Origin of the sequence: Streptomyces gobiensis, assembly GCF_021216675.1 — a bacterium.
Taxonomy (GTDB): domain Bacteria; phylum Actinomycetota; class Actinomycetes; order Streptomycetales; family Streptomycetaceae; genus Streptomyces; species Streptomyces gobiensis.
The window spans coordinates 3,832,851-3,851,799 of the sequence record NZ_CP086120.1 but is presented as its reverse complement, the minus strand read 5'-3'; the positions used below and the strand labels follow the sequence as shown (position 1 = coordinate 3,851,799).

Here is an 18,949-nt window from a genome sequence, read left to right as displayed (position 1 = left end):
CCCGTCGACGCGCCATGTCGTCACACGGTCGGGGCCTCATGGCCCGGGTGGATCGGGGCCTCGGAGCCCCGGTCCGCAGTCCCCGCGCTCATACCCATTCACCCCCGTCTTCCGTCTTCCTCTCACGAAGGGAACCTTCATGCCCGACGTCTTCGTCAACTACCGCACAGGCGACGAGGAATCCGCGGCGACCATGATCGCTCGGGAGCTTGCCCGGCGGTTCGGCGGCGAGCGAATCTTCTTCGCCAGCAATTCGATCGAGCTCGGACACCGCTTCCCGGTGGAACTGGTCAGGGCGGTGGAGGAGTGCGAGGCGCTCCTCGCCGTGATCGGCCCGCGCTGGGCGGAGGTGCGGGGGGCCGACGGCCGCCCCGCCCTCGAAGCCGAGCAGGACTGGACCCGTCGTGAGATCCAGACCGCGCTCGACCGCGGGATCCTGGTGATCCCCGTGCTCGTCGGAAAGGCCACGCGGATCGACCGTGCCGTCCTCCCGGACGACCTGCGGGAGCTGGCGGACTGCCAGTACAGGCGGTTCGACCACCGCAACGCCGAGTCGGACCTGACGGCGCTCGGCGACGCCCTCGCCAGGCTGCTGCCCGAACTGGGCGCGGTGGACCGCGGCGCCCGTGCGGCGCGGGAGCGGGCGGAGGCGACGTCCCGCAAGAAGTCGGCCCAGGGGCGCGGGCACACCAGGATGCGGACGCGCGACGTCGAGCAGCGCGTGCGCGGGGGCATCGGAAACCTCAACGGAGACCTGTCCGGCACCTTCGTCAACGAGCCGCAGGGGCCCGTGAACACCGGTCGGGGCCACCAGTACAACGCGCCCCACTTCCAGGGTGACAACACCGGGGTCCAGTTCACGGCGGGTGACAACAGCGGTACGGTCCACCAGCGCTTCGAGCGCGAGCGCCGGCGCTCGGACGACGGACGATGACCGAGCAGGACCGCGTCACCGTCAACGATCCGCGTGGCCCGGTGAACAACGGCGTGGGGCCCCAGTACGTCTTCTACGGCGTCGGCGCGGACTGGATGATCCGCAGAGGGGTCGAGTCCCTCCGGATCGCCCGCGAGGACCGGGTGCGCCTGGCCGACCGGTTCGTTCCGCCGGCGGGCTACCGCGTGGCGGCCGACCGCCTGGAGAAGCCCGGTTCGGTGGTGCTGCTGGAGGCTCCGCCCGGCAGCGGCCGCCGCGCCGCGGCGATCATGCTGCTGCACGGACTCAGTGAGGACGGCGGCGCCGACGAGGAGGAGGTCCGGTTCGAGGAGCTTCCCGCCACGGACAAGGACGAGGACGAGGACCCTCTCGCCCCCGGCGAGGGGGACCGCTTCCTCCTCGACCTCTCCGGGGTCGCCGACGAGAAGGCATACGCCAAGGCCCAGCGCCGCCTGGCCGTGCACAGGTCACAGGTCCAAAAGGCGGGGGCCCACATGGTCGTCGTCCTGCCATCGGGCATGGAGCACGCCCACGCGCCGGACCTCGAACCGCACACGGTGACGCTGGGGCGCCCCCGGGGCGTCGCCGTCGTCACCCGGTACCTCCGCATGGACCGGATGGCCTTCCGCCCCGCGGACCTGGGGAGCGCCGACCTCCAGCGCCTGTGCGACCGCTCCCCCATGCGGGAACTGGCGCGGCTCGCGGGGCTGGTGAAGGCCGCTCGCGACAGCGGCCGGTTCGGCGCCGACTTCGCGGGATGGCTCGACCAGGCGATGCACGCGGTGACCGACCGGGCCGGTGAGGTGGGCCGACAGGTGGCCACGGTCCGCACCACGCCGGACCGGGCCCTGCTGCTCGCGACGGCGGTGTTCGAGGAGGCCCGAGCCGACACCGTATACGAGGCGTGGCACGGCCTGATGAGGACGGTGAGGCACGAGGAGGAGGCGACGACCGAGCTCGCGCGGACGGACTTCGGGGAGCGGTTGGAGGCGCTCGAGATCGAGCGGGACCAGGACGGTCGGCTCCGCTTCAAGCGGCTGGCCTACGCCGACGCGGTCCGGGCGTACTTCTGGGCGAACTTCCCCGGGATGCGCGACGACCTCAGGAACTGGATCGGCCATGCCGCCGGGCTCCGCGGTCTGACCACCGACGACCGAATGAACGTCGTCGTCCGCTTCGGCGAGCGGTCCCTGGCCGTCGAGCGGCCCGACCATCTCTTCGACCTTGTGGTCCGCTGGGCGGACAGCGCGACCGGGGCGTCCTGCGACCCGCGAGCCGTGGCGGCCCTCGAACTCGGTCTCAGCCACGAGAGGTTCGGGGGATGGTTCCGCAGGTGGATGTACAAGTGTGCGAGGTCCAGCCCCTTGTCGGACGGTCTCGTCCGCGCCCTGACCACCGCCTGCCTCCAGAGTCTCGGCGCGACGCACCCGGATCAGGCGATGGTGCGACTCCACTACCTCGCCGTACGGAAGGGCGAGGCGGCGCGCGAGGCCCGGGAGGCACTTCTCGACCTCGCCGGCCGCGACCGTCGGCTCTACCGGCTGCTGATCGACCGCCTGCGGGACCGGACGCGTCGGGAGCCGCGCGGGGCGGAGCCCCAGCTCCGGCTGCTCACGGAGCTGTTGAGGAGCGACCGGGCACCGGACCCGCCGCCGTGGCCGGACCTGTTCCTGGGCTGGGAGACGGTTTTCTCCCAGCCGCCGACGGAGCTCTGGAACCCGCTGGTGAGTAGCTGGCTGAACGCCGTGGCGGGTGACAGTACGCGAGAGATGGCGCTGGGCGTGATGGTCGGGGCGACGCGCGGCCGCGCGGTCGCTCTCCACCGCCTCTACGCCATCGCCTGCGACTGGGCGGGGACCGCGCGCCACTCCTCCCGGGCGGCCGTCGCCGCCCTCTTCTGGCAGCACATCGACCACGCGCAGTACGCCCGCACGGAGAGTACGAAGCGTACGGGCGCCGGACCACGGACCACGGAAGAGGCACGATGAAACACCGCTTTCCCAGCCTGCTGTTCGTCGCGCTCTGCGGCCTCGCACCGGCTGTGCTCGGAAACCTCCTGCACTGGTCGGCGTGGCTGTGGGGCTTCATGTCCACGGTCACGGCCTCGGGCTCCCTGCTGCTCGTGATGACGGTCCTCAGCGGTGGCCGCGCGTCGGCCGACCCGTACGAGCCCGGGGAACCTGAGCCGCCCGCGGCGCCGACGGCGCAGCCGTACCAGGAGACGCGGGTGGTCGACGCGGCGCTGCCGAGCGCGGCGGACGGCTACGACTTCCTCTTCTCCGCCACCGTGTGGTGGAGGCCGGTCCCCGACCACGCCGACCGGTCCGACAGCGCCTCCCCGGCCCTCGCCGTGTCCTCGATCGTCAGCCGCGCCCTGGGGGTCGTCCGCCGCGAGGAGCCCGGCCGGGCGAGCTTCGCTCGGTATCTCCTGGAGGGTGAGCTGGGCGTCCCGCTCCCGGACCGGAGCGGACGGGTGGAGACCCTGGCGGCCGATGTGACGCTGAGCCTCGCCCCCGCCGACCACGAGCGGCTGCGGAAGTTGAACGACCTTCGCAAGGACGAGGAGATCTGGGAGTACGAGCGTCAGCACGAGCGCAACAAGCGGCGCTACCTCGGTGACGACGTGCTCAAGAGCGCGGGCAGCGCGGTGGTGTGGTGGCTCGCCCGCCACGAGAACGAGATCGAGAAGGCGGTCGACATGATCGGCCCACTCGCCCAGATCGCGGCGGCGGCCAACGACGAGGAGGTGCCGGAGCTCTTCCGCCACCTGCTCGTCTCGCCCGCGGGTGCGCGGAGCGAGGCGACCGTCGGGGGCCCGCTGTGGGGCGGAGACGGCCAGGGAGGAGGGATGTTCGACCGCGAGGAGGAAGTAGGGGTCTCGGATCGGCTGCTCCTGTTGCTGGCGGCGCTGGGCCTGAAGCCGGACATGGACGAGTACACGGTGTTCGTGCACCGTGTGGTGCGGAGCCTGGAAGCGGCCGGGCTGGATGAGGCCGCCGAGGAGATCAGGCGGACCCTTCTCCCGACGCCCGACGAGGGCGGGGGCGAGGGGCCGGAGGGTGGGCCTTCGGGCGAGGGAGACACCACGGGGCCCTGGTCGCCGCCCTTCCCAGCCTCCGAGGGCTCTCCGTTCACCGACGCGGCCGCTGACCCGGATGCCGACGCGGGCGCGGGCCGGTTCACGCCGGGGGCGGCGAAGAGCGGCGCGGGCGAACGGAACCAAGGCTGGGGGGAGACGAGCGAGGACGACATGACACCTCCGTACTTCTGGGACACCTCGCACAGCCCGCACCGGCCCGCCGCACCTCGTACATGGGACGAGGACGACGAGGACGGGAGCTGATCCGGTAGGCGGTCGGCTCTCCAAGGCTCCCCTTCACCGCACACCGCGGCGGGGGAGCCCTTTCCTGTCCTGAGACCTGGGCAAGACCATCACTCGTTGGGACGCTGACCCGGGCAAAGGCGGGGAGGAGGGGGGAGTGGGAGACGAACGAGCTCAAGACGCCGTGATGGGCTGTCACGGCGACCGAGATCTATCCGATTGGTGTGGGTGATGGGGTCGACCGGACGATGCTTGCACGGGCGACCGCGCGCTTGTGTCACCAGACCATCGCCTAGTCCGACCGCTCCCGCTACCCGGTCCCCTTGTATGCAGCCAAACACCTCGACCTCGACCACCCCCCCCAGTACCGGCGGTCAGCGCCGCCCGAGGAGGGGGGAGACGAAGTCGCCGACGAGTAGTCCAAGGATGCGTTGACAGAAGCAATGCAAGAACGAAGAAGGTGTGAGCGCGGGCCCGTCAAGACCTCCCGCACGCCCTCTCGCAGGGATATGGCCCGCGATCCAGCACGGGGACCTCACCGGCAACCCAGCACAATCCCAGCACGGTAGGGATGACCAGGGATGATGACAGGTGACGACGGGTCAGGTATCCCAGCACCATCCCAGCACGGGAAATAACCAGGGGCCCGACTCCGAAAGGCCGGACCCCTCCTGACCTGCACGTTCGCCAGGTCAGCGACGTGGTGATACAGCGCCCGCTACACGTTGAAGCGGAACTCCACCACGTCGCCGTCCTGCATGATGTAGTCCTTGCCCTCCATCCGGGCCTTGCCCTTGGCGCGGGCCTCGGCGACCGAGCCGGTTTCGACCAGGTCGTCGAAGGAGATGACCTCGGCCTTGATGAAACCCTTCTGGAAGTCGGTGTGGATCACACCGGCCGCCTCGGGGGCGGTGGCGCCCCGCTTGACGGTCCAGGCGCGGGCCTCCTTGGGTCCGGCCGTGAGGTAGGTCTGGAGGCCCAGGGTGTTGAAGCCGACGTGGGCCAGGGTGGCCAGGCCGGGCTCGTCCTGGCCGACGGACTGAAGGAGCTCCAGGGCTTCCTCGTCATCCAGCTCGGCGAGATCGGCTTCCAGCTTGGCGTTGAGGAAGATCGCCTCGGCCGGGGCGACCAGGGCGCGCTGCTCGTCCTTGAAGGCCTCGTCGATCAGCTCGTCCTCGTCGACATTGAAGACGTAGAGGAAGGGCTTGACCGTCAGCAGGTGCAGATCGCGCAGGGCGTCGGCCTTCTCGGTGCCCTGGGCGATCCCGGCGGAGAACAGGGTGTCGCCCCGCTCCAGGATGGCCTGGGCCTCCTCCACGGCCTTGACCGTGGCCTGCTTGTCCTTCTGGATCCGGGACTCCTTGACCAGCCGGGGCAGCACCTTCTCGATGGTCTGGAGGTCGGCGAGGATGAGCTCGGTGTTGATCGTCTCGATGTCGTCCCGGGGTGAGATCTTCCCGTCGACATGGACGACGTTCTCGTCCTTGAAGGCCCGGATGACCTGGCAGATCGCATCGGACTCACGGATATTCGCGAGGAACTTGTTGCCCAGACCCTCGCCCTCGCTCGCGCCCCGGACGATGCCGGCGATGTCGACGAAGTTGACCGTGGCCGGGAGCTCGCGCTGTGAGCCGAAGATCTCGGCGAGCCTGCGGATGCGGGGGTCGGGGACACCGACGACACCGATGTTGGGCTCGATGGTGGCGAACGGGTAGTTGGCCGCCAGCACGTCGTTCTTGGTCAGGGCGTTGAACATAGTCGACTTGCCGACATTGGGCAGGCCGACGATTCCGATCGTGAGCGACACGTGGCGACTTCCATTGGGTGGAGGGGCGTGGACCGATCCACCAGTCTACGTGGGTCTAAAACGTCCCCAGGGGCGTGTCCGTCACCCGCTGACCGGCGGTCGGCGCCCTACGTTAGTGCGGTGGAGCAACACAGCGCGCCCATCAGTCAGCCCAGCCGACGGCGGCCCGCACCGCCGCAGGCGACCCTGCCACGGCCCACGCGTCAGCCCCGGTCCCGGGCCCGGCCGCTGGCACGGGAGACCGCCGGCGGCTACCGCGCACGGCAGCCAGCGCGGCCCACGCGGTCCCGGTCGGCCTCCATGCCCCCACGGCTGCCGCGCCCCCGGCTCACCGCGCTGGGCAGCGGGCTGCTCGCGGTGCTGCTCATGATGGTGTTCGGCGGGCTCGACGCGTTGCTGCTGGGGGGCTCCCCGGCCCCGTACGGCTGCTGCTTTGTGCTGGTCAGCATCGCCACCGCACTGTGGGTGCGGCCTGCTGATCTGCTGACCGCCCCGATCGCGGCACCGATCGCCTTCACCACCGGGCTGATCTTTATCAGCGATGGCTCCGGCAGCTTCGGCAGTCGGGCCATGGGCCTGATCACGGCGCTCGCGATGAACGCGGGGTGGATCTACGGCGGCACCGTGGCATCGCTGCTGACCGCACTCGTACGGAAGGTGTTGCTGGTGGCTCGCAGACGGGCGGCACGTCGTCAGGGGTCTGCTGCCGCGTGACCCCTGCTACGTCACGTTCTTCACGTCACCTTCTTCGCGGCCTCCGCGCGCAGATCCCGGCGCAGCTCCTTGGGCAGGGAGAACTGCATATGCTCCGCCACCGGCTGTACGACCTCCACATCGGCGTAGCCGCGCTCGGCCAGCCACTCCATAACGCCCTCGACCAGGATGTCCGGCACTGAGGCACCCGACGAGACACCGACCGTGGAGACGCCCTCCAGCCAGGCCTCATCGATCTCGGAGGCGTTGTCCACCAGGTGACCGTCCTTGGCGCCGTGCGCGAGTGCGGTCTCGACCAGCCGGACGGAGTTGGAGGAGTTCTTGGAGCCGACCACAATGACCAGGTCGGACTCCGCGGCGACCTGCTTGATGGCGGTCTGCCGGTTCTGCGTGGCGTAGCAGATGTCGTCGCTGGGCGGGCTGATGAGCTTCGGGAACTTCTCCTTCAGCGCGTCCACGGTTTCCATGGTCTCGTCGACCGACAGCGTGGTCTGGGAGAGCCACACGACCCTTTCCGGGTCCTTGACCTCCACGTTCTCCACATCCCCCGGCCCGTCGACCAGGGTGATGTGCTCCGGCGCCTCACCGCTGGTGCCGATGACCTCCTCATGGCCCTCATGGCCGATGAGCAGGATGTCGTAGTCGTCGCTGGCGAACCGGACCGCTTCCTTGTGCACCTTGGTGACCAGCGGGCAGGTGGCGTCAATCGTGGCCAGCTTGCCGCGCTCGGCCTCCTCGTGCACCACCGGGGCCACCCCATGCGCGGAGAAGATCACGATCTCACCTTCGGGCACCTCCTCCGTCTCATCGACGAAGATCGCGCCCTTCTTCTCCAGGGTCTGCACGACATATTTGTTGTGGACGATTTCATGCCGGACGTAGATCGGCGCTCCGTACTGCTCCAGCGCCTTCTCTACGGCGATCACGGCTCGGTCCACGCCCGCGCAGTACCCACGGGGGGCGGCGAGAAGGACCCGGCGGGCAGTCGTAGCAGTCATGGCATCCATCGTAAGGCCGCCGCCTGGCTCCCCCGGAGGGCGCATCCGGTACGGCAGGGTGGGCGTTATGCCCCGGTCAGGCCGTAGCACGTCGGGCACGCTACGGCGCCCTCTCACCTGGCGCGATCGCGCTCGGTGCGCGGGCGGCAGGTGCCGTCGGCGGCTGGCCGCGCACGACGGTGGCGCTGAGCTGCGGCTGGCCTTCGCGTGAGCCGGGCGCGGCGGCGGCCGTCCTGGCGGCCCGTGGAGTTGTCCGCGTGGGCCGATAGCCTCGCACCTATGGCTCTCAATACGTCGCCCGAGGCGCCGATTCCCGTTGGGCAGGTGTCGCGGCTGATCGGTGGGTGGATCGACCGGCTCGGCGCGGTGTGGGTGGAAGGGCAGATCACCCAGCTCAGCCGTCGCCCCGGCGCCGGGGTGGTGTTTATGACGCTGCGCGATCCGTCGTATGAGATCTCGCTGAGTGTGACCTGCTATCGCCAGGTCTTCGACAAGGTCACGGATCTCGTCGGCGAGGGCGCCCGTGTCGTCGTGCATGGCAAACCGGAGTGGTACGCCCCGCGTGGCCAGCTCTCGCTTCGGGCCGCCGAGATCCGCCCGGTCGGCATGGGGGAGCTGCTCGTACGGCTGGAGCAGTTGAAGAAGGCGCTCACCGCGGAGGGGCTTTTCGCCGCTGAGCGGAAGCGGCCCATACCGTTTCTGCCGCAGCTCATCGGGCTGGTCACCGGCCGGGCCTCGGCCGCCGAACGGGATGTGCTGATGACGGCGAAACAGCGCTGGCCCGCTGTCCGCTTCGCGGTGCGCAACGTCGCCGTGCAGGGGGTGCGTGCCGTGCCACAGGTGATCGAAGCGGTGCGGGAGCTGGACGCCGACCCCGAGGTCGAGGTGATCGTCGTGGCGCGGGGCGGCGGCAGCGTCGAGGATCTGCTGCCGTTCTCCGATGAGCAGCTGGTGCGGGCCGTCGCCGACTGCCGGACCCCGGTCGTATCGGCGATCGGCCACGAGCCGGACACCCCGCTGCTGGATCTGGTCGCGGATCTGCGCTCCCGGACGCCGACCCATGCGGCGAAGGATGTGGTCCCGGATGTCGGTGAGGAGCGGGCCCGTATTCAGCAGCTGCGCGATCGTGCGCTGCGCTGTATGACCGGCTATCTGGACAGCCAGGAGCGCGGGCTTGAGGAGTGTATGAGCCGGCCGGCGATGGCGTATCCGCTCCGGATGGTGGAGGACCGCGAGGACCAGATCGAGGAGCTGCTGAGGCGCAGCCGCCGCACGCTGGGGCATCTGCTGGACAGGGCCGAGGCCGATCTGGAGCACACCCTGGCCCGGGTGGTCGCCCTGTCGCCCGCCGCGACGCTGAAGCGCGGATACGCGGTGCTGCAGCGCACGGACGGTGCGGCCGTACGGGATCCGGCCGAGGTGGCGGAGGGCGAGGCCCTACGGGCCCGGGTCGCCGAAGGCGAGTTCCATGTCACGGTCACGCCCCCTGTCTGACCCGAACATAAGGTGGAGCACATGACCGAAACGGACACTGAGTCAACGCTGGGTTACGAGCAGGCCCGCGACGAGCTGATCGATGTCGTACGGCGACTGGAGGCCGGCGGCGCCACTCTGGAGGAGTCGCTGGCGCTGTGGGAGCGCGGCGAGGAGCTTGCGGGGATCTGCCGGAACTGGCTGGAGGGGGCCCGCCGTCGGCTGGACGCTGCTCTGACGGAGGAGGGGGAGGAAGGAGAGGAAGGGGAGGGGCAGGGTGAAGGTGTTAGTTGAAGTTTCATCGATTTCCTCTAGAGTGGTAGTACAAATTCGAACTACTCGCTGAAGTATGAGGTACCTATGAGTCTCGCCCTCGACACCGCCGCCCAGGATCTGCTCTTCCGCGAAGCGCATACCGCGAACACCTTCACCGACGAGCCGGTGAGCGATGAGCAGATCCAGGCGATCTACGACCTGGTCAAGCTCGCCCCCACCGCCTTCAACCAGTCGCCGCTGCGGATCACTCTGGTCCGCTCTCCCGAGGCCCGTGAGCGCCTGGTCCAGCAGCTGGCCGAGGGCAACCGGGCCAAGACCCGCACCGCGCCGCTGACCGCGATCCTCGCTGTGGACCTGGACTTCCATGAGCGGCTGCCGGAGCTGTTCCCGGCCGCGCCGGGCATCAAGGACGCCTTCTTCTCCGAGCTGGAGGCGCGGGAGAAGGCGGGCACCTTCAACGCCACGCTCCAGGCGGGCTACTTCATCCTTGGTATCCGCGCCGCGGGCTTGGCCGCCGGGCCGATGACCGGCTTTGACTTCGACGGGGTCAACAAGGAGTTCTTCGGCGACGGTAAGCAGAAGGCTCTGGTCGTGATCAATATTGGGCGGGCTGGTGCGGATGCGTTCTATCCACGCTCGCCGCGGTTGTCCTACGCGGACGCGGTCACCACGGTCTGACCCGGCGCTGCGGGGTGCCCCCGCCGGTACGCGGCACCCCGCAGCCGCGCGGCGGGGCCCGGCCCGCCTTCCCGGCTGTGCCAGTGTGCGGCTCCCGCCGCGTGGCGGGGCTTCGCCCGGTGGCGGGGGTGCCGGGGTGGGTTTCCCCAATTCCCGCCCCTTCCCGGAACCGGGGCTTCGCCCCGGGGCCCCGGAGTTGGCCCGGTGCGGGACGGTGGCCGGGTTGTGCCCACCCACAGCCCCTCGCGGGGCTGCGAGTGCCCACAACGGGGTGGGGGGTCTGGGGGCGTCAGCCCCCAGTTTCGGGAAGGGGCCGGGTTAGGGGAATCCCCACCGACGGCAACGGCGCCCAGCCACCCACCCGACGGACGGAGTCCGGCGCAGGCGGCCGAAGCCCGGCAGGCGCCCCGGGGCCGAAAAATGCGAGGACGCCGTCAAGAAGGAAGCGCGGTGGCCATTTCCTTCAGGCGGGCGAACGGGGCCGTGCCGGTGACCACGGTGGTCACCTCGGGCTCCTTCAGTACCAGCGCGTCGTACTTCGGCCCCTCGTAGCGAGCCCAGTCCCGGCCGTTCACCGCAACCGTGCGGGTGGTCTCCTCCGCCTTGTGCGTGACCTTGGCGATGAACTTGGCCGGGTCGGCGTCGCCCTGCTCGACAGCCACATACTCATTCCCCGGGTCCATGAAGCCCAGATGCCAGACGGCCCCGTGGTCGCTCTGCGACCGGTAGTACACCGAGGTGGCACGCCACTTCCCGGACAGGCCCTTGGGCGCGGCCACCGGATAGGGCGCCGCGCGCTCGGCCGTCGCCAGCTCCGCCCGGTAGCTGATCTCCCGTACCGGGTCCTGCTGATCGTCGTGCGGGATGAACAGATAGAGGACCCAGGCGCCCAGGCCGATCAGGCCCATCGACAGGATCATGTCCCGCACGGTCTTCTTGCCACGCATTGTTGCCACGCCCCCATCGTCCCCCATGCTCGCGGCGGCCCCGGACGGAGCCCCCGTATCGCCAGTCCGTGGCCGATTGAAGTGCTCAGGCGTGGGGCCCACTGCTCACTTTGTCGATGTGCGGATAAGGTCGTACCTACCCTCACCCGTCTTGACTGTCCGGCTGCCTCTCCCCGCTGCCGCACAGAAAGGTGCGTCCAGATGTCCGAGAGTCATCACCTTCCGTCCCAGCTTGAGGTCAGCCCGGAGGCCCCCGACCGCAACCTCGCGCTGGAACTCGTACGCGTCACCGAGGCCGGGGCGATGGCCTCCGGCCGCTGGGTGGGGCGCGGCGACAAGAACGGCGCGGACGGCGCGGCCGTCAAGGCGATGCGCACCCTGGTCTCGACCGTTTCGATGAACGGTGTCGTCGTCATCGGCGAAGGCGAGAAGGACGAGGCGCCGATGCTCTACAACGGCGAGCGGGTGGGTGACGGAACGGGCCCGGAGTGCGATGTCGCCGTCGACCCGGTGGACGGGACGACGCTGACGGCCAAGGGCATGGCCAACGCGGTGTCCGTGCTGGCGGTCGCCGAGCGGGGCACGATGTTCGACCCCTCAGCGGTCTTCTATATGGACAAGCTGGTCACCGGCCCGGAGGCCGCGGAGTTCGTCGACATCGACGCACCGGCCTCGGTCAATGTACGGCGGATCGCCAAGGCGAAGGGCTGCGCGCCGGAGGACGTCACGGCCGTGGTCCTGGACCGGCCACGGCACGATGGCATCGTCAAGGAGGTACGGGAGTCGGGCGCCCGGATCAAGTTCATCTCGGACGGCGATGTCGCGGGCGCGATCATGGCGGTCCGGGAGGGCACCGGTGTCGATCTGCTGCTCGGCGTCGGCGGTACGCCGGAGGGCATCATCGCGGCGTGCGCCATCAAGTGTCTCGGCGGCACGATCCAGGGCAAGCTGTGGCCCAAGGACGAGGCGGAGCGTCAGCGCGCGCTTGACGCGGGCCACGATCTGGACCGTGTACTGCACACGGACGATCTGGTCTCCGGGGAGAACGTCTTCTTTGTCGCGACCGGCATCACCGATGGTGATTTGCTGCGGGGGGTGCGCTACCGCGCGGAGACGGCCTTCACCGAGTCGCTGGTGATGCGGTCGAAGTCCGGCACAATCCGGCAGATCGACTCGACGCACCAGCTGTCGAAGCTGCGCGCGTACAGCGCGATCGACTTCGACCGCGCGCGATAGACGCGATCGCGATAAAGCAGGCCGATACAGCAGGCCGCTGGCCAGGTTTTCCCGGCCCACCCGCCCGTTGCCCGTTCCTCGGGACAGTGGGGCGGGTGGGCGGAGCCCTCAGGCGATGCGCCGGACCGGGTCCGCGGTCGTGGCTTCCCGGCGGCGGCGACGGGCCAGGACCACACGGCGCTCGGCCGCGGTCAGCCCGCCCCACACCCCGTACGGCTCCGGTTGAAGCAGCGCGTGCTCGCGACACTGCACCAGGACCGGACAGCGAGCACATACCCGTTTCGCTGCCTGTTCCCTGGCGAGCCGTGCCGCGGTCGGCTCCTTCGACGGAGCGAAGAACAGCCCGGCCTCATCCCGGCGACAGACCGCCTCCGAGTGCCAGGGCCCCGCTTGTTCCCGTGCCGGTGGCCGCTGAGCGGGGACAACGGCGGCCTGCAGGGACTGATGCGGCGGTTGCAGCACGGTCTACTCCTGACGACGGCGATGGAGTCACCCTTATCCGCCTCGCTGCGCACGGAGGTTCGCATGAGTATCCGTGCGAGAGGACGATGCCCGGACCTCTACCCGCTGTACGCGCGCTTATGCGCTCAGTCGCGACGCTCACGGAGATTACGAATCCGTTTGCCCCGCTTCGCCTTGGCATCAACCCCTCCGAAAATCGCCACGCCGCGCACCACGACCACCGGAGCGTCCGGGTCGGGTGCCTCCTGGGACGCCACATCGAAACCGCCCAGGATCCCGGTGCCCGCGCCGCGCAGCGTGACGTTCTCCGGAACCACGACGTCGATACCGCCGAAGATCGCCGTAGCGTTGATGACGGTCTCCCGCTGCTCGAAGAGTGCCTCGGTCAGGTCGATGTCGACGCCGCCGAAGCAGGCGAACGCGTTCGTCCTGCCGCCGACCCGCCACCGTCCCCTGCGGGTGGCCCCGCTGAAGATCGCGACCAGGTTCCGCCCCGCCGCTCCGGCCGGGGAGTGCGGCGCCCTCCGCTCCGGCCTGGGCGCCTGCCCGCGTGCGGTCGGCAGATCCCGGATCAGCGGCTCCAGCTCACCGACGGTCTTCGCCGCATAGGTGGCGTCGACCCGCTCGGCGTGCTCCTCAGCGTTCAGCCGCCCTTCCGCAAGGGCCTCTCGGAGGATGTCGGCGACCCGGTCGCGGTCCGCGTCCGAGGCGCGCACCTGAGAAATCTCGTCCACCGCGCCAGCGTAGCCAGAAGGGGAACCGAACTGAGCCCAACCTCACAAGCTCGTCCCGATCGCCGCGTTCTACCCTGTGATGCGCGTTTGTCGTCGAGAGGAAGTCTTTCCATGGCTGCTAGCTCCCGCCCAGCCCGCCCTGTGTTCTCCTACACGGATCTGCTCCCCCTCGGCGAGGACACCACTCCCTACCGGCTGATCACCTCGGAGGGGGTCAGCACCTTCGAGGCCGACGGGCGGACCTTCCTGAAGGTGGCACCGGAGGCGCTGCGCAAGCTCGCCGCCGAGGCGATGCACGACATCTCGCACTATCTGCGTCCCGAGCATCTGGCCCAGCTCCGCCGCATCCTCGATGACCCGCAGGCCAGCGCGAATGACCGGTTCGTGGCCCTGGACCTGCTGAAGAACGCGAACATCGCCGCGGCCGGTGTGCTGCCGATGTGCCAGGACACCGGCACCGCGATCGTGATGGGCAAGCGCGGTCAGCAGGTCCTCACCTCGGGCGGCGACGAAGAGGCGCTTTCCCTGGGCATCTACGACGCCTATACGCAGCTGAACCTGCGGTATTCGCAGATGGCGCCGCTGACCATGTGGGACGAGAAGAACACCGGCACCAACCTCCCGGCGCAGATCGAGCTGTACGCGACGGACGGCGACGCCTACAAGTTCCTCTTTATGGCCAAGGGTGGCGGCTCGGCGAACAAGTCCTTCCTCTACCAGGAGACGAAGGCCGTGCTGAACGAGTCCGCCATGATGAAGTTCCTGGAGGAGAAGATCCGTTCGCTGGGCACCGCCGCCTGCCCGCCGTACCACCTGGCGATCGTTGTCGGCGGCACCAGCGCCGAGTACGCACTGAAGACCGCGAAGTACGCCTCCGCGCACTACCTTGACGAGCTGCCCGCCGAGGGCTCCCCGGCCGGTCATGGCTTCCGGGACAAGGAGCTCGAGGAGAAGGTCTTCGAGCTGACCCAGCAGATCGGCATCGGCGCACAGTTCGGCGGCAAGTACTTCTGCCACGATGTGCGCGTGGTCCGGCTGCCCCGGCACGGTGCCTCCTGCCCGGTCGCCATCGCGGTGTCCTGCTCCGCCGACCGCCAGGCCAAGGCGAAGATCACCGCCGAGGGCGTCTTCCTGGAGCAGCTGGAGACCGACCCGGCACGTTTCCTGCCCGAGACGACGGATGAGCAGCTGGCCGCCGAGGCCTCCGACGCCGCCGGGGCCACCGATGACGCTGTCGTACGGATCGATCTGACCCGCCCCATGGACGAGATCCGCGCCGAGCTGACCAAGCACCCGGTCAAGACCCGGCTCTCGCTGACCGGCCCGCTGGTCGTCGCCCGCGATATCGCGCACGCGAAGATCAAGGAGCTGCTGGACGCGGGTGAGGAGATGCCCCAGTATTTGCGCGATCACGCCGTCTACTACGCGGGCCCGGCCAAGACCCCCGAGGGCTACGCCTCGGGCTCCTTCGGTCCGACGACGGCGGGCCGCATGGACGCGTATGTCGAGCAGTTCCAGGCGGCGGGCGGGTCGTTTGTGATGCTCGCCAAGGGCAATCGGAGCAAGCAGGTCACCGACGCGTGCGAGGCGCACGGTGGCTTCTACCTCGGGTCCATCGGCGGCCCGGCCGCGCGGCTCGCGCAGGACTGCATCAAGAAGGTGGAGGTCCTGGAGTACGAGGAGCTGGGGATGGAGGCGGTCTGGAGGATTGAGGTGGAGGACTTTCCGGCGTTCATTGTCGTCGACGACAAGGGCAACGACTTCTTCACTGACCCGGGTCCTGCGCAGCCCTTCGTTACCAGCATCCCGGTACGCAGCACGTAGCGGCTCCGCCGCGTGGCGGGGCTGCGCCCCGGGGGTGGCCGGTGCGGGGTTTCCCCGATCCCGCCCCTTCCCGGCCGTACCGATATGCGGCTCCACCGCGTGGCAGGGCTTCGCCCGGCTGCAGGGATGCCGTGAGTGGGGCTCCCCAATTCCCGCCCCTTCCCGGCTGTGCCGATATGCGGCTCCGCCGCGTGGCGGGGCTTCGCCTGGCTGCGGGGGTGCGGTGGGTGGGGTTCCCCAATTCCCGCCCCTTCCCGGAAACCGGGGCTTCGCCCCGGGCCCCGGGGTTGGCCCGGTGCGGGACGGTGGCCGGGTGTTGTGCCCACCAAGCGTCGCGAGCTCCGTTGCGGGGCGGGCCGGAGCGTCGTGGCTGGTGTGGGTGGGTGGTTGCGTAGCAGGGCGGGCCCACGCCCCTCGCGGGGCTGGGGGCACCTCCTGGGGGCACCTCCCAGACGGAGTCTGGGGGAGTTAGCTGGGGGAGAGTGCCCACAACACTCGGGTGGGTCGGTGCCCACAACACACGTGGGGGTCTGGGGGCGGAGCCCCCGGTTTCGGGAAGGGGTCGGGTTAGGGGAGAAGTCCGGCGGGGAGTGGCCATACGCTCGGGGTATGAGCGATGAGCTTTCTTACCGGATTGAGCGGGACTCGATGGGTGAGGTGCGGGTGCCCGCACACGCCAAGTGGCGGGCGCAGACGCAGCGCGCGGTGGAGAACTTCCCCGTTTCCGGGCAGCGCCTGGAGCGGGCGCATATCCAGGCGCTGGCCCGGATCAAGGCGGCCGCCGCCACGGTCAACGCCGAACTCGGGGTACTCGACGGCAAGATGGCGGCGGCGATCGCGGCGGCGGCGGATGAGGTCGCCCAGGGCGACTGGGATGAGCACTTCCCGGTGGATGTCTTCCAGACCGGCTCGGGCACCTCGTCCAATATGAATATGAACGAGGTCCTGGCGACGCTGGCGAGCGAGCGGCTGGGAGCGCCGGTGCACCCCAACGACCATGTCAACGCCAGCCAGTCGTCCAACGATGTCTTCCCCTCCTCCATCCACATCGCCGCGGCGGCCGCCGTCGTCGGGGAGCTGATCCCGGCGCTCAGCCATCTGGCGGCCAGCCTCACCCGGAAGGCGGAAGAGTTCGCCGAGGTCGTCAAGTCGGGGCGTACGCATCTGATGGATGCCACACCCGTCACCCTGGGACAGGAGTTCGATGGCTACGCCGCGCAGATGCGCTTCGGCGTGGAGCGGCTGGAAGCCTCGCTGCCCCGGCTGGCCGAACTTCCGCTCGGCGGTACGGCGGTGGGTACCGGCATCAACACCCCGCCCGGCTTCGCGGCGGCCGTGATCGCGGAGGTCGTACGGACCACCGGGCTCCCGCTCACGGAGGCCCGTGACCATTTCGAGGCGCAGGGCGCGCGGGACGGGCTGGTCGAGACATCCGGTCAGCTGCGGACGATCGCCGTCAGCCTGACGAAGATCGCCAACGATCTGCGCTGGATGGCCTCCGGCCCGCGCACCGGGCTCGCCGAGATCGCGCTGCCCGATCTGCAGCCCGGCTCCTCGATCATGCCGGGGAAGGTCAACCCGGTGATCCCGGAGGCGGTACTGATGGTCTCGGCTCAGGTGATGGGCAATGACGCCACGGTCACGGCAGCGGGGGCGGCCGGGAACTTCGAGTTGAATGTGATGCTGCCGGTGCTCGCCAGGAATGTGCTGGAGTCCATTCGGCTGCTGACCAACGCGAGCCGGCTGCTGGCTGACCGGACCGTCGACGGGATCACCGCGGATGTGGAGCGGGCCCGTGAGTACGCGGAGTCCTCACCGTCCGTTGTCACACCGCTGAACAGGTACATCGGTTATGAGGCCGCCGCCAAGGTCGCCAAGGCGGCGCTCGCGGAGCGCAAGACGATCCGTGAGGCGGTGCTGGACGGTGGCTATGTGGACCGCGGCGAGCTGACGCTGGACCAGCTCGACGAGGCGCTGGATGTCCTGCGCATGACACGGCCCTGAGGGCGCTCGCCGCCGTACGGCAGCGGGCGCGGCTAAAATCCGTGGATGACAGCGGACATCCGAGAGGAAGAAATCGGCGGACTCGCCGGGGGAAGATGGGCGCCTGGTACACATATTCTGTGGCGGTACCGGGCGAACGGGCGGACGGACCCGCATATCTGCCGGCCCGTGACCGTCGTGCGGGACACCGCCGACCTGCTCGCCGTATGGATGGCGCCCGGGACCACCTGTGTGAAGCCGCAGCTCGCCGATGGCACGCCTGTGCACCGGGAGCCGCTGGCCACGCGGTACACCAAGCCGCGGACGACCGCCCGGTCCCGCTGGTTCGGCACGGGGGTCCTGAAGCTGGCACGACCGGGCGACCCCTGGTCCGTATGGCTGTTCTGGGAGCGCGGCTGGCGGTTCAAGAACTGGTACGTAAACCTTGAGGAGCCTCGGACCCGCTGGTCGGGCGGGGTGGACTCGGAAGACCACTTCCTGGACATCGACGTCTACCCGGACCGCACCTGGCGGTGGCGCGACGAGGACGAGTTCGCCCAGGCGCAGCGGGCCGGGCTGATGGACGCCGCGCAGGCCCGTCAGGTACGGGCCGCGGGGCGGGCGGCCGTGGCGGAGATCCGGGCGTGGGGATCGCCGTACGCGGACGGCTGGGAGCACTGGCGGCCCGATCCGTCCTGGCGGGTGCCACGGCTGCCCCGGGACTGGGACCGGACAGAGATCTCCTGCGTATCTCTTGATGCGCCCCCACCTCACGAACCGTAGGATCAACCTCCGTAAACAACTCAGCTGCACAGCAATGGACTTGGCGCCCGTCATAGGTCCGCGAGAGGAGCCACGTCATGAGCAGCACGGACGGAGAGATCAGCCTCGGCGGGTACAGCGGGTACAGCGGCTACGACCGGTCGGCCATCGACCGTTCGGGACAGGCCGAGGCCTTCGATCTGATCGGCGACCACTACGACGACGCCTTCCCCCACAAGGAAGGCCAGCTCGCGGCCGGTGAGTGGCTGGCGCGGGAACTGCCCGCCGGATCCCGGGTGCTCGACCTCGGCTGTGGCACCGGGCTGCCTACGGCGCGTCAGCTTGCCGACGCCGGGCATCAGGTGACCGGCGTCGATTTGTCGGAGGGAATGCTGAAGCTCGCCCGGGACCATGTGCCCGGCGCGGACTTCCGGCGGATCGACATCGCCGATCTGGAACGGCACGATCTCGGCCCGTTCGACGGCATCGCGGCCTTCTTCTCGCTGTTGATGCTGCCCCGCGCGGAGATTCCCGTCGCACTGCGTATGCTGCATGGGCAGTTGCGACCGGGGGGCTTGTTGGCGATCGCGATGGTCGAGGCGGATGTTAACGACCACTCCATTCCGTTCCTGGGGAACATGATCCGGGTATCGGGCTATCTACGGGACGATTTGCGCCGGGTCGTACGCGACGCGCGTTTCGAGATCACCGGGGAGGAGTCGTTCGCGTTCGCCCCTGCCAGTACCGATGTGCCCCCTGAGATCCAGCTGTTCATCCACTGTCGACGAATCCCCTAGCA

17 protein-coding genes and 1 pseudogene are annotated in these 18,949 nt (G+C 69.4%); 13 read left to right on the top strand and 5 right to left on the bottom strand.

Features of this window, described 5'->3' with window-relative positions:
• Positions 1-139 precede the first annotated feature (139 nt).
• The 4 genes and pseudogenes from test1122_RS18065 to test1122_RS26850 all read left to right on the top strand — a co-directional run.
• Entirely contained in the window at positions 140-934 is a 795-nt protein-coding gene (locus test1122_RS18065) for a toll/interleukin-1 receptor domain-containing protein (RefSeq protein ID WP_232270207.1), read from the top strand.
• The gene (locus tag test1122_RS18060) at positions 931-2,922 is read left to right on the top strand and encodes a hypothetical protein (RefSeq protein WP_232270206.1); all 1,992 of its coding nucleotides are present in this window, start codon (positions 931-933) and stop codon (positions 2,920-2,922) included. The genes test1122_RS18065 and test1122_RS18060 overlap by 4 nt, the downstream gene beginning before the upstream one ends.
• Positions 2,919-4,277, top strand: coding sequence for a hypothetical protein (locus test1122_RS18055; RefSeq protein WP_232270205.1), 1,359 nt, complete (start codon positions 2,919-2,921; stop codon positions 4,275-4,277). The genes test1122_RS18060 and test1122_RS18055 overlap by 4 nt, the downstream gene beginning before the upstream one ends.
• Positions 4,278-4,456: 179 nt before the next feature.
• A pseudogene (locus test1122_RS26850) lies at positions 4,457-4,552 on the top strand (RNaseH domain-containing protein); the annotation flags it as partial.
• 422 nt (positions 4,553-4,974) lie between these two features.
• Here test1122_RS26850 and ychF read toward each other — a convergent pair.
• On the bottom strand, positions 4,975-6,063 hold the full coding sequence (gene ychF, locus test1122_RS18050; RefSeq protein ID WP_232270204.1) for a redox-regulated ATPase YchF: 1,089 nt from the start codon (positions 6,061-6,063) through the stop codon (positions 4,975-4,977).
• 120 nt (positions 6,064-6,183) lie between these two features.
• On the opposite strand from ychF, the gene test1122_RS18045 reads away from it, so the two are divergent.
• Entirely contained in the window at positions 6,184-6,777 is a 594-nt protein-coding gene (locus test1122_RS18045) for a DUF6542 domain-containing protein (protein WP_232270203.1), read from the top strand.
• A gap of 20 nt (positions 6,778-6,797) precedes the next feature.
• On the opposite strand, the gene test1122_RS18040 is transcribed toward test1122_RS18045, so the two are convergent.
• Positions 6,798-7,784 carry a 4-hydroxy-3-methylbut-2-enyl diphosphate reductase gene (locus tag test1122_RS18040; RefSeq protein WP_232270202.1) on the bottom strand — a complete coding sequence of 329 codons (987 nt, stop codon included), beginning with the start codon at positions 7,782-7,784 and terminating at the stop codon, positions 6,798-6,800.
• 270 nt (positions 7,785-8,054) lie between these two features.
• Here test1122_RS18040 and xseA point away from each other — a divergent pair, with 270 nt between their 5' ends.
• From xseA to test1122_RS18025, 3 genes are all read left to right on the top strand, one after another.
• Positions 8,055-9,269, top strand: coding sequence for an exodeoxyribonuclease VII large subunit (gene xseA / locus test1122_RS18035; protein ID WP_232270201.1), 1,215 nt, complete (start codon positions 8,055-8,057; stop codon positions 9,267-9,269).
• 21 nt (positions 9,270-9,290) lie between these two features.
• Positions 9,291-9,542: an exodeoxyribonuclease VII small subunit gene (locus tag test1122_RS18030; protein ID WP_232270200.1), complete on the top strand. Its 252-nt coding sequence runs from the start codon at positions 9,291-9,293 to the stop codon at positions 9,540-9,542.
• Positions 9,543-9,608: 66 nt separating this feature from the next.
• Positions 9,609-10,202, top strand: coding sequence for a malonic semialdehyde reductase (locus test1122_RS18025; protein ID WP_232270199.1), 594 nt, complete (start codon positions 9,609-9,611; stop codon positions 10,200-10,202).
• Positions 10,203-10,636: 434 nt separating this feature from the next.
• On the opposite strand, the gene test1122_RS18020 is transcribed toward test1122_RS18025, so the two are convergent.
• The gene (locus test1122_RS18020) at positions 10,637-11,149 is read right to left on the bottom strand and encodes a DUF4245 domain-containing protein (protein WP_338423578.1); all 513 of its coding nucleotides are present in this window, start codon (positions 11,147-11,149) and stop codon (positions 10,637-10,639) included.
• A gap of 201 nt (positions 11,150-11,350) precedes the next feature.
• Here test1122_RS18020 and glpX point away from each other — a divergent pair, with 201 nt between their 5' ends.
• Positions 11,351-12,385: a class II fructose-bisphosphatase gene (gene glpX / locus test1122_RS18015; RefSeq protein WP_232270197.1), complete on the top strand. Its 1,035-nt coding sequence runs from the start codon at positions 11,351-11,353 to the stop codon at positions 12,383-12,385.
• 108 nt (positions 12,386-12,493) lie between these two features.
• Here the strand turns inward: glpX and test1122_RS18010 are convergent, their stop codons facing one another.
• Entirely contained in the window at positions 12,494-12,847 is a 354-nt protein-coding gene (locus tag test1122_RS18010; protein ID WP_232270196.1) for a WhiB family transcriptional regulator, read from the bottom strand.
• Positions 12,848-12,972: 125 nt separating this feature from the next.
• On the bottom strand, positions 12,973-13,581 hold the full coding sequence (locus tag test1122_RS18005) for a DUF1707 SHOCT-like domain-containing protein (RefSeq protein ID WP_232270195.1): 609 nt from the start codon (positions 13,579-13,581) through the stop codon (positions 12,973-12,975).
• Between the two features lie 111 nt (positions 13,582-13,692).
• On the opposite strand from test1122_RS18005, the gene test1122_RS18000 reads away from it, so the two are divergent.
• The 4 genes from test1122_RS18000 to test1122_RS17985 all read left to right on the top strand — a co-directional run bounded on the left by test1122_RS18000 (position 13,693) and on the right by test1122_RS17985 (position 18,947).
• The gene (locus tag test1122_RS18000) at positions 13,693-15,405 is read left to right on the top strand and encodes a fumarate hydratase (RefSeq protein WP_232270194.1); all 1,713 of its coding nucleotides are present in this window, start codon (positions 13,693-13,695) and stop codon (positions 15,403-15,405) included.
• A 609-nt stretch (positions 15,406-16,014) separates the two neighbouring features.
• Entirely contained in the window at positions 16,015-17,409 is a 1,395-nt protein-coding gene (locus test1122_RS17995; protein ID WP_232270193.1) for a class II fumarate hydratase, read from the top strand.
• A 45-nt stretch (positions 17,410-17,454) separates the two neighbouring features.
• Positions 17,455-18,171: a cytidylyl-2-hydroxypropylphosphonate hydrolase gene (gene fomD, locus test1122_RS17990; RefSeq protein WP_232270192.1), complete on the top strand. Its 717-nt coding sequence runs from the start codon at positions 17,455-17,457 to the stop codon at positions 18,169-18,171.
• 77 nt (positions 18,172-18,248) lie between these two features.
• On the top strand, positions 18,249-18,947 hold the full coding sequence (locus tag test1122_RS17985) for a class I SAM-dependent methyltransferase (RefSeq protein WP_232270191.1): 699 nt from the start codon (positions 18,249-18,251) through the stop codon (positions 18,945-18,947).
• Positions 18,948-18,949 lie beyond the last annotated feature (2 nt).

Bases quoted from the DNA above. Each gene is read 5' to 3' on its own strand.
- test1122_RS18020 (WP_338423578.1), bottom strand. From the start codon at position 11,149: ATGCGTGGCAAGAAGACCGTGCGGGACATGATCCTGTCGATGGGCCTG.
- test1122_RS18055 (WP_232270205.1), top strand. From the start codon at position 2,919: ATGAAACACCGCTTTCCCAGCCTGCTGTTCGTCGCGCTCTGCGGCCTC.
- test1122_RS18000 (WP_232270194.1), top strand. From the start codon at position 13,693: ATGGCTGCTAGCTCCCGCCCAGCCCGCCCTGTGTTCTCCTACACGGAT.
- test1122_RS18030 (WP_232270200.1), top strand. From the start codon at position 9,291: ATGACCGAAACGGACACTGAGTCAACGCTGGGTTACGAGCAGGCCCGC.
- test1122_RS18040 (WP_232270202.1), bottom strand. From the start codon at position 7,784: ATGGATGCCATGACTGCTACGACTGCCCGCCGGGTCCTTCTCGCCGCC.
- test1122_RS18060 (WP_232270206.1), top strand. From the start codon at position 931: ATGACCGAGCAGGACCGCGTCACCGTCAACGATCCGCGTGGCCCGGTG.
- fomD (WP_232270192.1), top strand. From the start codon at position 17,455: ATGACAGCGGACATCCGAGAGGAAGAAATCGGCGGACTCGCCGGGGGA.
- xseA (WP_232270201.1), top strand. From the start codon at position 8,055: ATGGCTCTCAATACGTCGCCCGAGGCGCCGATTCCCGTTGGGCAGGTG.
- test1122_RS18065 (WP_232270207.1), top strand. From the start codon at position 140: ATGCCCGACGTCTTCGTCAACTACCGCACAGGCGACGAGGAATCCGCG.
- test1122_RS17995 (WP_232270193.1), top strand. From the start codon at position 16,015: ATGAGCGATGAGCTTTCTTACCGGATTGAGCGGGACTCGATGGGTGAG.
- test1122_RS17985 (WP_232270191.1), top strand. From the start codon at position 18,249: ATGAGCAGCACGGACGGAGAGATCAGCCTCGGCGGGTACAGCGGGTAC.
- glpX (WP_232270197.1), top strand. From the start codon at position 11,351: ATGTCCGAGAGTCATCACCTTCCGTCCCAGCTTGAGGTCAGCCCGGAG.
- test1122_RS18025 (WP_232270199.1), top strand. From the start codon at position 9,609: ATGAGTCTCGCCCTCGACACCGCCGCCCAGGATCTGCTCTTCCGCGAA.